Consider the following 13899-nt stretch of genomic DNA (forward strand, 5'->3'; position numbering starts at 1 on the left):
GAACTATGACACTTAAATTGTTCTACTTGAACCCATACCTAAGGGAAGCTTCTGCAAAGGTAGAGGATGTTGAGGTTGAAGGGGGTAGAATTAGGGTATTGCTCGATAGGACGATATTCTACCCCGAAGGTGGTGGACAGCCCAGCGACAGAGGGGTAATAAAAGGAGAGGGTTTTAGGATTGAAGTCGAAAAAGTAGAGGGAAAAGATAAAATTTGGCATGAGGGAAAGCTTATAGGCAGATCTCCTAAGAAAGGGGAGGAAGTTGAGCTTGAACTTGACTGGGAATGGAGATACGAAAACATGAGACAACATACTGGTCAGCATATATTTTCTGCAATCCTGAAAAGAATGTACAACAGCGATACCACGGGATTCCAGATCTTCCCCGATTACAATAAAATCGAGATCAATTTTGATGGAGAATTAACTTGGGAGCATATTCTTGCTGCAGAACTTGAGGCAAATGAAGTTGTTTGGGCAGATATCCCTGTAGAGGTTGAGGAATATGACGAACTTCCCGAAGAAATAAGCTCGGCCCTCAGGAAAGCTTTGCCCAAAAAGGTGTCGGGAAAAATTCGAATAGTGAAAATAGGGGACGTTGATTTAATTCCATGCGGAGGGACCCACGTAAAAAGCACCAGAGAAGTTGGCTTCATAAAGGTTCTTAACTTCTACAGAAAAACCAAAAACATCTGGCGTATAGAGTTTGCCTGCGGGTATAGAGCGCTTATATACCTAGACAAGCTCTTAGAGGATTACTGGGGAAGCTTGGACAGGATGCACAACAAAAACAGACCTCTAATTGAAAGGGTAGAGGAACTAAAGAAAGAGCTTGAGGCAATTGAAGAACAAAAAGCAGAACTTAGAAGGGAGCTATGGGAGTGGAAAAGTAAAGCTCTGCTGTCTAATGCCTATGAGATTGGTAGGGTAAAGGTGGTCTCCTACGTTGAATTGATGGATATGAAAGACGCGCAGGCGTTTATTGTATACCTCGTGGATAAGAACCCCAACACGATAGTTTTGGCAGTTGGGAGCAATTATGTCATTTTTGCAAAGAACAAGAATGTAGAAGGCATTTCTATGAAGGAGCTTCTTAAAGAAGTGCTCAGAGAAGTCGGTGGTGGTGGAGGCGGAAGCGACGTTTTGGCAAGAGGAGGAGGATTCAAGGCAAAGCCAGAAGAAGTACTTAAAGTGGCGGAAAGAATAATAAAAGAGAAGCTGAAGGACTAAAGCCATCTTGGCTTTAATCCTGCCCACATTCTCATCTTTTCGTGGGCTATTATCCTTGGGATGTTGCACTTTTCTTTTGGCCCTGGGTTCTTCATGTAGAAGGCGTTGACTTCATAGACTGTTCCAAATTCCTTTCTTTCTACTGCCATTTTGCCCAACCTCACTAAGTCAACTAGCAGTCCTGCCAAGGCTGGGCTGTCATTGATTCTTCCAGTTACTACAAGCTCATCAACTGCCCCATTAAAGCTGACGTACTCTATGTGCATGGCAATGAATTTCTTGTCGCCGAGAGGTTCGAGGAATCCGGTTGGTTTAATGTAGTGCGGAGCATCGTAGCCAAGTATGTCTTTAACGACGCTTGATTTAGTGAACTCCTTGCTCTTGTTTCTCTCCTTGTCAGTAAGAGCAAGAAAGTCGGTGTTACCTCCGATGTTGAACTGTGCTATGTCTCTAACGTATCTGTTCCTCTGGGCTAAGTGAGATAGGATGTCTGCTGTTAATGGAGTTGCACCGGTTGCTCCATCGTCACCGAAAATAACCAAGTTGCTCTCCTTAGCAAGTTCAACAAACGCGGGATCGTTGGCTATTAGAGTGGGAATGGCGTTTACAAAAGCTGCTCCTCCTCTTTCCTTTGCGTAAAGGGCTGCAGCGTAGGCATACACCTGAGTTGCGGTCAATCTTTCTTTTTCGTTATTTTCGATTGCTTTTATAAGCTCTTCTTTGTTGCCAAAGGGAACAAAAGCCTCGGTTGTACAAACGTTAACTATAACATCTGCATCGAGTTCTTTCCATTCCTCAACGAGTTTTTCAACGGCTTCCTTAAGAGTCATTTCGTCTTCAAGTCCTTCAGCTTCTATGGAGAGGTTTCTTAGGCTTCTGAGATGAATTCCTTTCCTTATGGTCACGTTCTTCAAGGTTTCTGGAATTTCGCCGTCCCAGTAGTTTTTCACCACCTCATAAAGGGACTTTCCGATCTTGCTTTTGTCAACATCGTAGCTTCCGACGATTTCTATGTTCTCAACTTTTATTGGAAGCTCGTTCTGAAGGGGAATTCCATAGTAGCCGAGCTCTCCTGCCTTTATTCTCTCTACTCCGAGAGCAAAAATGCTCCCCACATACCCTTGGCCAAGTATCACAACACGAACCATGTCTTCACCTCCTCGTTGTTTATTGTTTTATGTGTATTAAATATTTTTTTGTCTGTGAATATTTTATGCAGATATACACCAACAACCTTTGATGGCGCACATGCCAAGCAGACAAAAGTCCCAATAAAATTTAAGTCACATAAAGTTTATAAAATTTAATGTCCAAAATATCGTCGGTAGCTCCGCTGCTACGTTCTTAATATAATAAGCTCAATGCCGCTTTTGGCATCTTGAATCCTAGAGCTTTTTCGAGGTGGTGGCTGTGAAGGGGAAGATGGGAGTACTATTGGTGGCAGTGGTGTTTTTTGGAGTAATCGCCAGTGGCTGCATTGGCTCACAGGAGACTTCAGAAACCAAAACGACAAGCGTTGAGCTAACAGGAGACTTTGTAAAGGATGTCGTGGCAATAGGCAAGGCGCTTGAAAGCAATGGGATAAATGAAGTAAAGTTCTCCGCATGGGGATCTGGAGACCCCAATAGCGTGATGAGAGTCTATGGAATCGTGGAAGCAGCGAGGAGGATAAACAAAATTTGGGAAGAAAATGGAGTTAATGTGAAGATAACGATAACGGATACCCACTATGTTGCATCTTTCCAAGATGCTTATCAAGAATATCTCAGCAAACAACCTCTGGGACAAGCTGGAGATTTCTTCGCTAATTCTTACGCGTTCCTATCGACTCTTGCGAATGAAGGTTACATTCTGGATATAACCGAATACGCAAACGCGTATGGAAGCGTGATAAACGACTTCTACCCCTCACTCATAGAAGCATCAAAATTCAATGGCAAATTGTACGGTCTGCCTCAGGATACAGAGGCTAGGCCTTTATACATAAGGAAGGACGTTGCAGCAAAAATTGGCTTTAACTTGGAGGGAATTGAAGAAAAAGTTAAGGATGGAGAATTCACGTGGAGCGATGTTTACTACTGGGCTAAAAAAGCAAAGGAAAGCGGAGTAGTTGAGTGGGGATTGATTCACAGAAAAGGATCCGCACATCCAGACTTGATTCAATTCATTTTTGCCTTCGGTGGCAAGCTGTACAACGAAGACTCCGGAAAGCTTGTAGTAGATGTTCCAGCAATCTACAAGTGGCTCTATGTTGAATGGAAGTTCGCCCAAGATGGGCTGCTTCCTAAGGACATAATGAGCTGGGATTGGGCAAAGCAAATTCATCCTACAATAGTTGAAGGAAGAACTCTGTTTGACATTGGAGGTACATGGTACTGGACAGAATGGCAGACCAAGGAGTACTATGGAAAAGAAGGTACCCCAAGGCCTTTGAAACCAGAAGAAGTCCAAGCTTGGTTCGCTTACACACTATTCCCTGCTGGCGAAAAAGGCCTAAAGCCCGTCACACTTAGCCAGCCATTCGTTTGGATGATAAACTCCAAGGCCGGTCAGCAGAATCCGAAATACGAGGAGCTCAAGGATCTCTACCACAAGCTGGCGTTCTTAATGGTAATAAAGGCAAGTGATCCGGACATAAACGCCATCCACAGCGTGATAAGCGCTCACCTACCGGTTAGGAAAGAGGCCGCAAAGCTGATTAGTGACGAAAAGTGGCTCAACGACCTGAAGAACCTCAACCTTAAGCTTGATCCCAAGGTAAAAGAAAACATAAAGGACATCGTTGCCACAACGGTGCACCCAATAAACGCTAAATTCCTTGCCGATGTAAGCTACATGCTTGAATACACGAAGCTGGCTCCAGCACATCCGAAGTATCCAGCGTTGGCTGATATCTTCAAAGAGGCGGTGGATAAAGTATTAAGGGGAGAAATGACACCAGAAGAAGGCGTTAACTACATCATTCAAAAGGTCAATGCGGACCCAGAATTGGCACAAAACGTTGAAATAGTGGGGGAAATCCCAAAAGACTGGAAATTCCCATGAGGTGATGGGCAATGAAAGGGGAAAAGCTTCGAAACCTTTCCTTTTTTCTTTCCCCAATGGTGATAATGGTTGGCCTATTTTATTTAATTCCCTTAGTGTTTACAATCTACATAAGCTTTACAAAGATGAGGAACTGGAATATTGAAAGGTATTTAACCGAAGTTGTTGGGCTTTACAACTACCAGAGGCTCTTTCACATGTTTCAGCATGACCCGCTAATGAGAACTGTCCTTCTAACTACCGTCGTTTTTGTTGGCATAACTCTTATTATAAACGTCTTTGGAGGACTTCTCTTAGCTTTGGGAACGTTCTTTATAAACGAAAGCTCGGCATCAGCAATTAGGCTTCTCTGGTTATTGCCTAGAATGTCTCCCATAGCCGTTTACAGTCTGGTATGGTACTACTTCTTCCATGGTAGCGAAATTGGAACTTTAAATTCAATTCTTATGAAGCTTGGTGTGATATCTCAGCCCATCCCCTGGGGTCAAATAGTTCCTTGGGGAGCTTGGAGCATAATTATCTTTGTTAATGGGCTTGTAGGAGTTAGCTTTGGTATGATAGTATTTACCTCAGCTTTAAATCAGATACCGAAGGAGCTTATTATAGCTGCGAGAGTTGATGGAGCCTCTGCATGGCAGATTTCCAAAAGGATTTTGGTTCCAATGATGAAATGGCATTTCCTCTACGTGTTAACTTGGCAGTTCTTGAGCTTATTAACAACCTACCCCCACTTGTTCCTCCTCGTCCAGTGGGATCTGATAAGCAGAGACTACGGAACAACGCTTGCCCTTTACGTCTACAACACCGCATTTGGAAGAGGAGAGCAAGATCAAGGTTTAGCAGCTGCGGCAGCAGTATTGCTTTCCATACTAGGCATTATTGGAGGGTTTGTTACATTAAAAGTGCTACAGTTTGAGAAAATGATTCACGAGCCCAGGGGTGATATAGAATGAAGGACGTTGAAACAAGACCAAAGAAAGGGGAGTGGATAATAGTCTCTGCAATACTCCTTGCGAGCCTTCCCCTAATATTGGGATTTGCGCTCTTGGTCATTTCGAGCTTCAGCAAGGATATGGTCACCAATCTAAGTCCTGAATCTTTTAGACTAACCCTTGAGAACTGGATAAACGTTTTCCAAGGAAAATTGGCAATAACTGGAGGAATAAGGCAGAACATCTTGAAAATAACCTTAAACACCCTTATAGTAGCCCTTGGAGTTTCGGGTATAGTTACGCTAGTAAGCACGCTTGCCGGATACTCCCTTTCGAGGATGAAGTTTAAAGGAAGAAAATTAATGATGCTTCTCCTTCTAATGCTTCACGCTTTTCCGGGAGTTGCTTTGATAGTGGGCGTTTACCTGCTTTACAGGCTTACCTTCCCCCAAGAGCCCTCTCTTGTTAGGTTTTACTCCTTCTTTTACGTAATCCTAGCCAGAGCGGCACTTGAGATACCGATGTCCGTCTGGCTTATGAAGGGGTTCTTTGATACAATCCCTTGGGAGTTTGAGTGGTCCGGAATAATCGATGGTGCTTCAAGGATACGGGTATGGTGGCAAATAATGCTTCCTTTAATAAAGCCGGGAATACTTGCGGTGGCATTGTTTGGCTTTTTAGCTGGCTGGCAGGATCTAATCTACGTTAGAACCTTCCTAATTGACCAAACACTTGCAACATTTATTGAGGCGAACATTGAGGCTGAGTATTCACACATGCCGTTAATAGCAGCAGCTGGAACTCTGTATCTCCTGCCTACGATAGTATTCTTCCTAACAGCCCAGCAGTTGCTCCTTCAAGGTTATTCAGGTGGAATAAAGGGATGAGGTGAGGGGAAATGGTGAAGATAACTCTCGACGGAATAACCAAAAAATTTGGAGACTTCACGGCGCTTAACAATATCACCCTAGAAATAGAGGACAAGGAATTTATTGCTTTGCTTGGCCCTTCCGGAAGCGGCAAGTCAACTTTGCTTTACACGATAGCTGGGATATACAAGCCTACAAGCGGAAGAATATACTTTGATGGAAGAGATGTTACCGAGGTTCCACCAAAAGACCGAAACGTTGGGTTAGTTTTTCAAAACTGGGCACTCTATCCCCATATGAAGGTCTTCAAAAATATTGCATTCCCTCTTGAGCTTAAAAAAGTCCCCAAAGAAGAGATAGAGAAAAAAGTAAGGGAAGTAGCAAAGATGCTCCACATAGATCACCTTTTAGACAGATATCCATGGCAGCTTAGCGGTGGACAGCAGCAGAGAGTCGCAATAGCAAGGGCACTCGTTAAGGAACCTGATGTTCTGCTCCTAGACGAGCCTTTAAGCAACTTGGATGCCCTCTTGAGGTTGGAAGTTAGGGCTGAGCTAAAGAGATTGCAAAAAGAACTGGGGATTACTGCCGTTTACGTTACCCACGATCAGGCTGAGGCTCTTGCAATGGCCGACAGGATAGCGATAATAAGAGATGGAAAAATCCTGCAAGTTGGAGACCCCGATGAGGTCTACTACAAACCTATGTATAAGTTTGTGGCAGGCTTCTTGGGAAGCCCACCTATGAACTTTGTTGAGGCAGAAGTAGAGGGAGATATGCTTAGGATATACCACAGCAGAATTCCAGTGCCGAAGCACTACAGGGAGATCATTAAAAAACTGAACATAACAGAGGTAATCTTTGGCTTTAGACCACATGACGCGGAGATAGTTAGAGGAGAAGCAGAGGGCATTAAGGGAGAAGTTTACTCCTTTGAGCCATTGGGAAGGGAGCAGATTGTAACGGTGGCAGTCGATAGCGATGTTTTCGTTAAAGTGTTTGCACCAGAAGGAGAACACTTTAGATTCGGCGAAAAAGTAACGGTAGTGCCGGACGAAGACAAAATAGTTCTTTTTGACAAGAAAACGGAAAAGGCCTTGGAGTATCTCTGATTTTCCAAAATTTTTTAAATGCCTCGCTTAACTATTCTCAAAAACGCGAAGAGGGTTAAAAATGAGAGTTGCAGTACTTTTTTCTGGAGGGAAGGACTCTACATATGCCCTCTACTGGGCATTAAAGGAAGGTTTTGAGGTTAAATATCTCGTTACAATGCATTCTGAGAATGAAGAGAGCTACATGTACCATGTCCCAAACGTTCATCTCACAGAGCTCCAGGCGAGGGCCATTGGAATTCCACTCGTTAAGGGGTTCACAAAGGGTGAGAAGGAAAGGGAAGTCGAGGATTTGAAGAGAGTCCTTGAGGGATTGAAAATAGATGGTGTCGTTGCCGGAGCATTAGCCAGTCAATATCAGAAAGAGAGAGTTGAGAGAGTTGCAAAGGAGCTTGGAGTAAAGGTCTTTGTACCCTTCTGGAAAGCTGACCCCGAAGAATATATGAGAACTCTAATTCTTGAGGGCTTCGATGTAGTTATAGTGGGCGTCTCAGCCTATGGTTTGGATGAAAGATGGTTGGGAAGACGAATAGACGAAAAAGCCCTTGAAGAGCTAAAAACACTCAACAAGAAATACGGAGTTCACATAGCCGGGGAAGGCGGAGAGTTTGAAACTTTTGTTAGGGATGCACCATTTTTCAAAGCAAAGGTTGTCTTTGATGAGACCGAAAAGAAGTGGGATACCTACACTGCCTCTGGGGTTTTGAGAGTTAAAAAGGCCCATTTAGAACCGAAAGGGTGATACCTATGAGGATAGTCTCAGCGGACACTGGAGGAGCATTATTGGATGAAAACTATAACCCAATTGGCTTAATAGCAACAGCGGCCGTTCTCGTTGAGAAGCCCTATAGAACCGCCAAGATGAGCATAGTAAAGTATTCCGACCCTTTTAATTACGATATTAATGGAAGCAGGGCTCTGAGAGATGAAGCCTTTCTGGCGTTAAAGCTTGCAAAAAAAGTAAAGCCTGACGTTATCCATCTTGACTCTACCTTGGGAGGAATAGAAGTTAGGAAGCTCGACGATCCAACCATAGACGCGTTGAGGATTTCCGATAGAGGAAAGGCCGTATGGCACGAACTTAGCAAAGATTTACAGCCATTGGCTAAAAGATTTTGGGAAGAAACAGGGATTGAAATCTTGGCCATAGGAAAGGAAAGCGTTGCCGTCAGAATAGCGGAGCTTTATGCTGGGATTTATTCTGTGAAGTGGGGAATTGAATATGCAATGAAAGAAGGCTTTGTGAGAATTGGACTGCCAAGGTACATGACAGTTGGGATATTAGAATCCAAAATTTTGGGGAAGAGCCTTGATCCAAGAGAGGGTGGCCTTTACGGAGAAGTGCCTATAGAACAGGAAGATTTCGAGTGGCAAGTTTATCCGAATCCAATAGCGAGAACATTTATGGTTTTTGAGGCTAGATTCTAAATATTTTCGATTTTCATAGTTTTTCTTCGAACTATAAATTTTATAGACTTAAAACGAAGAAATTATGGTGGTGAATATGAAAACCGTTAATTCAAGCTCCTCAATAACTTCTCCCAAGCAATCGAATAAAAAGCTTCTAATGGGAAACGAAGCAATTGCATATGGCGCACTCGAAAGCGGGATTTCATTTGCGACGGGCTATCCGGGAACACCTTCTACTGAAGTTATTGAGACAATAGCGAGGCTGAATCCCGAGATCTTCGCTGAATGGGCACCAAATGAAAAAGTGGCACTTGAAGAAGCCGCAGGTGTTGCCTACACGGGTCTTAGGGCACTTGTGACAATGAAATGTGTTGGTCTTAACGTTGCCGCCGATCCTCTAATGAGTCTCGCTTATTCTGGTGTGGAAGGCGGTTTGGTTATCTTAGTTGCCGATGATCCTGGGCCGCACACTTCTCAAACGGAGCAAGACGATAGATACTACGGAAAACTTGCTCTGCTGCCTGTTTTAGAGCCTGCGGATGTTCAAGAAGCTCACGACTTGATAAAGTATGCATACGAGTTAAGTGAGAAGTACAAAGTCCCAGTTATTTTCAGGACGACCACAAGAGTAAACCACACTACAGCCGATGTTGAGGTTGGAGAGTTCGTTAAGCTTGAGAGGGAGCCAAAGTTTGAGAAGGACATTCCAAGATACGTGAGGGCGTCGATGAAGGGCAATCTCGAGAGACACAAATGGCTAAATAAAACACTAAAGGAAATTGAGGCTGAGTTTGAGAATTTGAGCTTTAACCGGGTTGAGGGAGAAGGAGAAATTGGAATTATAGCTGAGGGAGCTCCCTACAACTATGTAAAAGAGGTTGTTTCAAAGCTTGGAGGGGGATTCAAAATCCTTAAAATCTCAACCCCCCATCCTCTTCCGAGAAAACTTGTCGTGGAGTTCCTAAAAGGGGTCAAAAAAGCAATAGTTGTGGAGGATGGCGCACCGTTTTTGGAGGAGGAAGTAAAGATAGTGGCTTATGAAGAAGGGATAAGAGTTCCTATATACGGCAAACGTACTGGGCATTTACCTCTGGAAGGGGAGCTAACTCCCAGGTTAGTTAAGAACGCCCTCTTAAAACTCCTCGGCAAGAAGGGTGAGGACTACGTAAAGCCCAAAGAAGTCGAAGAGGCTGAAAACCTAGCTCCATCTAGACCTCCCACGATGTGTCCCGGCTGTCCACATAGGGGCTCCTACAGAGCTCTGCTCGATGCCCTTAGAGAGTTAAAGTTCAAAAAGGATGAAGTGCCAATTCACGGAGATATAGGCTGTTATGCTCTCTCCCTTCTCCCGCCTCTTGAGGCCATATGGACAGAATACGTTATGGGAGCAAGCATTAGCTTAGCCAACGGTCAGAGCATAGCTATGAACAAGAAGATAATTGCCACGATAGGTGACTCCACGTTTTTCCACAATGGAATCCAGCCTCTGATTGATGCGGTTTATAAGAATCTTGACGTCCTCGTGATGATCCTTGACAACAGAACCACGGCAATGACTGGGCACCAGCCACATCCTGGAACTGGGGGGAGTGAAACAGGTAGGAACTTCAATGAGATAGACATTGAAGGCCTTGTAAAGGCATTAGGGGTGAAGTACGTAAAAACAGTCGATCCCTATGACTTGAAATCAACAAAAGAGGCCATAAAGGAGGCTATGCAGGTCAAGGGGCCAGCGGTGATAATAGCAAGGAGGGAATGTGTAATTCCAGTGCTGAGAAGAGGGGAGATCGGAGAAATTCCGGTAGTTATAGAAGACAAGTGTACAGGCTGCAAGGCATGTGCCCTTCTAACCGGGTGTCCAGCGCTAGTATTCGACGAAGAAAAGGGTAAGATGAGAATTGACCCGCTCATATGTACGGGCTGTGGGCTATGCGAACAGCTCTGTCCATTTGATGCAATAGCCTATCCGGGTAAAAAGTGATTTCACCTTCTTTTATACCATTTATCGTCATAGAAGTACTTTCCTTGGGCTTGCCCATAGGCATTCGCATACCTTCTCCAGACAGTAAAGCCATAGAGTGCTGATACTATAATGATTACAAGTCCAACTTCTAGCCCGTACAATTTCATGACCTTCACAAGTCCAAGGACTGGTATTGCAAAAATGCCTATAACAACTGCTGCCATTATTCCTAGAAGGATTTTGTACCCATACCTTTCCATAAATAGAGCAAAGTCCATGAGATCCCCCCACTTTTAGTTTGACTTTTCTCTTTTTAAACATCGCCCTTCAGGGCTGGGTGCGATATTCGAAAGAATAGCAACTATCTAGAAAAGTGAAACGAAAGTATTTAAACACAAAAGCATTATATAAAAACGATGAGGGACAGTAAATATGAAACACACGGTAATAGTTAAACTCCAGCCCTCAAAGGAGCAAGAGAAAATCCTCTTCGAGTTAGCCCAACCCACGGCAGTAATCTGGAATAAAATCAACTATGAGAGGCTAAAACAACTCAAAAAATTCGGCAAAATAGACTTCGCAACAACAGAAAAACAAGCCTACCACACCTTCAAAAACTGGATTGGCGGTTCAACAGTCCAGCAGCTGGCGAGAAAAAACGCCGAAGCCTGGCAGAGCTTCTTCTCCCTAAACAAAAAGAAAAAATCGGGAGAGCTTCCAGAATGGTTCAAGCCAAACCTGCCAAAATTCATCAAGGAAAAGCATGAGAGAAAGCTCTTCATCATCCCCCTAAGGAATGACCAATACAAGATTGAAGGGAATATCATCGAGTTAAGACGCCTTGGAAAGTTTGGAAGGCTAAGAATCCAGTTCAAGGGGAGAATACACTTGAGGGGTAAACAGGGAAGGCTGGAAATTGTTTACGATGAAGTCAAGCGGAAATGGTATGCTCACGTCAGCTATACTGTTGGGGAAAGACTGGAGAGGGATTCTTGGATCAAACTCCCAAGAAAGCCCAAAGGAGACCTCACGGCTGGCATTGACTTGGGTGTAAACAATTTAATGGCCGTTTACGTGGAAAATGGAGAGAGTTTTCTCGTAAATGGGAGGCCGTTGAAGAGCATTGCCTTTTACTGGCAAAAGAGAATTGCAGAATACCAGTCAAAACTCAACAAGTCTGGATGTAAAACGAGCAGAAAACTCAGGAAAATGCACGAGAAGGCTAAATTACAAGCGAGGCATTACATCAACACTGCAGTCAGGCAGACCGTTAGAAGGCTTTACGAGTTAGGGGTTGGCAAGATTGTGGTTGGATATCCTAAGGATATTGCAAGAGAGTCTAACAAGGGCAGAAAGCAGAATTTTATCCTCTCTCACGTCTGGCATTTTAACTACGTTATCAAACGCTTGACGGAAGTTGCCGAAGAGTGTGGTATTCAAGTATTGCTTGTTGATGAAGCCTTTACCTCTCAAACTTGCCCTCTCTGTGGTCAGCGGCATGCTAATGGGAGACTCTTTAGGGGTTTATTCAAGTGCCGTAGAGAGGGCGTTGTAATGAATGCCAACTTGGTTGGTGCTTTCAACATTTTAAAGAAGGTAGTAAAAACGATAACCCCGAGCCTCCCCGCTTTAGCGGGAGGTAGGGGTAACTGGCCGAAGACCCGGCCAGAGGGGTTCCCGACCCCTCAAACCTCCCTGCCAATGGCGGGGGGTTAACCCTCCAAGGCGGGAAGGAAGTCAGACTCAACTTTAAATAATTTACTTGATTATTTGTCAATGGTGTGAAAGATGAAGATAAAAGAACTTTTAGAATTGGTTGATGAAGCAATAGCAAATGTAAAGATAGCTATAGTCAGTAGCAAGCAGAGGATTTTTGAGAGCCCGCACACTTCGTGGGAGTTCACCAAGAGGTCTCTTGAGCTGGAGGATGAGCTTAATAGGTTGAACAAAATACGGGAGTATTTATCATCACTTGAGCCGGAGGAAGATGCTGGGAAAAGGTTTTCAAAAGAAGAACTGAAGGAGTTACTGGAATACCTGACACTTTTAAAGGAGATGAGGGCCCATGAATTTTAAAGAAATAGAAAAGAAAGTAGTCCAATTTAGGGATGAACGTTTTTGGGGAAAATATCATACTCCAAAAAATCTTGCGATTTCACTGGCTGTTGAAGTTGGAGAGCTTTTGGAACACTTTCAATGGGATACTAACGAGGAGATACTTCAAAGCATCAAAGACCCGAAGAAGAAAGAAGAAATTGCAGATGAGATTGCTGACGTAATAATATATCTCACTCTTCTGGCGCATGAACTCGGTATTGACCTCGATGAAGCCCTAACAAGGAAGTTGAAGAAGAATGAGGAGAAGTATCCTGCGAAGGTGGTAAGAGTGGAGGAGATTGTTAAGGAGCTGGGAGGAGAGATTATAGATGCCAAAGGAGAAGTAAAAAGCGTAAGCCAAGTTGTTGAACTCTTGGGTGTTAAGCCCGAGAACATAATCAAATCTCTGGTTTTCATTGTAAACGAGAGCGAGCCTCTCTTGGTCATAGTTGATGGGAAATCAAAGGCAAGCTTGGAGAAGCTGAAAAACATTTTTGGAAACGTCAGAATGGCGAAACCAAAGGAAGTGGAAGAGATAACCGGTTATAAGATTGGAGAAGTTCCCCCGGTGGGAATTCCAATAAAGACAGTTGTGGATAAGAAGGTTCTTGAAAAAGAATTCGTAATTGGCGGAGGAGGAAGCATAACTAGGCTGAGCAAGTTAAGTCCGAGGAAAATCGTAGAATTCCAGAAGGCTGAGGTTTTAGATGTGAGCGAATAGTTTTCTCAACTTCTCTTTTTCTTGAGATGTGAGGCGGTTTCTAACCCATTTTTCTTTTAGGTTCAAATTTTCATCCTCAACGTTCAAAACAGCTTTTCTTATCCCTCCTCTCGGAAAGTTGGTATCCCCTCTATACCTAGGGATCACGTGAATATGGAGATGGCTCACCGTTTGGCCTGCTGCTTCTCCGAGGTTTGCTCCCACGTTAAACCCATCTGGTTTCAGAGCCTCCTCCAGCTTGTTGATTGCCAGCTCTACTCCTTTCATTATGGCTAGTTTTTCATCTTCTTTAAGTTCCTTTGGGCTTTCAACATGCCTTTTTGGAACTACAAGAAGATGCCCCTTGCTTGCGGGATAAGAATCTATGAGTATTCTAATGTATTCGTTTTCGTAGAGCAGAGCATCTTCAGGTGGATTGCAGAATGGACAGTCCATGTTTTCACCTCTAATGTTATAAGGGGAAAAGAATTAAAAACTTTGGCAGATGATGAGCTTGGCCGCTTCCGAGTGGTGAGGAT

14 protein-coding genes are annotated in these 13899 nt (G+C 43.8%); 11 read left to right on the forward strand and 3 right to left on the reverse strand.

What is annotated here, in order from left to right; translation table 11 throughout:
• The first annotated feature begins 5 nt into the window (after positions 1-5).
• Positions 6-1232, forward strand: coding sequence for an alanyl-tRNA editing protein (locus NF865_RS03400; RefSeq protein ID WP_253305527.1), 1227 nt, complete (start codon positions 6-8; stop codon positions 1230-1232).
• On the opposite strand, the gene NF865_RS03405 is transcribed toward NF865_RS03400, so the two are convergent.
• Positions 1229-2380 carry an inositol-3-phosphate synthase gene (locus NF865_RS03405; RefSeq protein ID WP_253305194.1) on the reverse strand — a complete coding sequence of 384 codons (1152 nt, stop codon included), beginning with the start codon at positions 2378-2380 and terminating at the stop codon, positions 1229-1231. The two genes, NF865_RS03400 and NF865_RS03405, sit on opposite strands and share 4 nt — an antisense overlap.
• Positions 2381-2642: 262 nt before the next feature.
• Between NF865_RS03405 and NF865_RS03410 the strand changes: the two genes are divergently transcribed.
• From NF865_RS03410 to iorA, 7 genes are all read left to right on the forward strand, one after another.
• Positions 2643-4277, forward strand: a complete 1635-nt coding sequence (locus NF865_RS03410; protein WP_253305195.1) for an ABC transporter substrate-binding protein — start codon at positions 2643-2645, stop codon at positions 4275-4277.
• Positions 4278-4288: 11 nt separating this feature from the next.
• Entirely contained in the window at positions 4289-5230 is a 942-nt protein-coding gene (locus NF865_RS03415; RefSeq protein ID WP_253305196.1) for a carbohydrate ABC transporter permease, read from the forward strand.
• Entirely contained in the window at positions 5227-6096 is an 870-nt protein-coding gene (locus NF865_RS03420) for a carbohydrate ABC transporter permease (protein ID WP_253305197.1), read from the forward strand. Before NF865_RS03415 ends, NF865_RS03420 begins: the two co-directional genes overlap by 4 nt.
• 11 nt (positions 6097-6107) lie before the next feature.
• Positions 6108-7190: an ABC transporter ATP-binding protein gene (locus NF865_RS03425; protein ID WP_253305198.1), complete on the forward strand. Its 1083-nt coding sequence runs from the start codon at positions 6108-6110 to the stop codon at positions 7188-7190.
• Between the two features lie 61 nt (positions 7191-7251).
• The gene (locus tag NF865_RS03430; RefSeq protein WP_253305199.1) at positions 7252-7932 is read left to right on the forward strand and encodes a diphthine--ammonia ligase; all 681 of its coding nucleotides are present in this window, start codon (positions 7252-7254) and stop codon (positions 7930-7932) included.
• A gap of 5 nt (positions 7933-7937) precedes the next feature.
• On the forward strand, positions 7938-8618 hold the full coding sequence (locus tag NF865_RS03435) for a DUF4152 family protein (RefSeq protein ID WP_253305200.1): 681 nt from the start codon (positions 7938-7940) through the stop codon (positions 8616-8618).
• A gap of 76 nt (positions 8619-8694) precedes the next feature.
• Positions 8695-10581 (forward strand): indolepyruvate ferredoxin oxidoreductase subunit alpha, encoded by a 1887-nt coding sequence (iorA, locus tag NF865_RS03440; RefSeq protein WP_253305528.1) that lies wholly within the window; start codon positions 8695-8697, stop codon positions 10579-10581.
• 2 nt (positions 10582-10583) lie between these two features.
• On the opposite strand, the gene NF865_RS03445 is transcribed toward iorA, so the two are convergent.
• Complete coding sequence (locus tag NF865_RS03445) at positions 10584-10841, reverse strand: hypothetical protein (RefSeq protein ID WP_253305201.1); 258 nt, start codon at positions 10839-10841, stop codon at positions 10584-10586.
• A gap of 154 nt (positions 10842-10995) precedes the next feature.
• On the opposite strand from NF865_RS03445, the gene NF865_RS03450 reads away from it, so the two are divergent.
• The 3 genes from NF865_RS03450 (at position 10996) to NF865_RS10495 (ending at position 13381) form a co-directional block, all read left to right on the forward strand.
• The gene (locus tag NF865_RS03450) at positions 10996-12279 is read left to right on the forward strand and encodes an RNA-guided endonuclease InsQ/TnpB family protein (protein WP_253305202.1); all 1284 of its coding nucleotides are present in this window, start codon (positions 10996-10998) and stop codon (positions 12277-12279) included.
• 72 nt (positions 12280-12351) lie between these two features.
• A complete protein-coding gene (locus NF865_RS03455) occupies positions 12352-12639 on the forward strand; it encodes a hypothetical protein (RefSeq protein ID WP_253305203.1) in 288 nt (95 codons plus the stop codon).
• A complete protein-coding gene (locus NF865_RS10495; RefSeq protein WP_253305204.1) occupies positions 12629-13381 on the forward strand; it encodes a YbaK/EbsC family protein in 753 nt (250 codons plus the stop codon). The genes NF865_RS03455 and NF865_RS10495 overlap by 11 nt, the downstream gene beginning before the upstream one ends.
• On the opposite strand, the gene NF865_RS03465 is transcribed toward NF865_RS10495, so the two are convergent.
• Complete coding sequence (locus tag NF865_RS03465) at positions 13364-13816, reverse strand: HIT family protein (protein WP_253305205.1); 453 nt, start codon at positions 13814-13816, stop codon at positions 13364-13366. The two genes, NF865_RS10495 and NF865_RS03465, sit on opposite strands and share 18 nt — an antisense overlap.
• Between the last annotated feature and the right edge of the window lie 83 nt (positions 13817-13899).

Source organism: Thermococcus aggregans (genome assembly GCF_024022995.1).
GTDB lineage: Archaea > Methanobacteriota_B > Thermococci > Thermococcales > Thermococcaceae > Thermococcus_A > Thermococcus_A aggregans.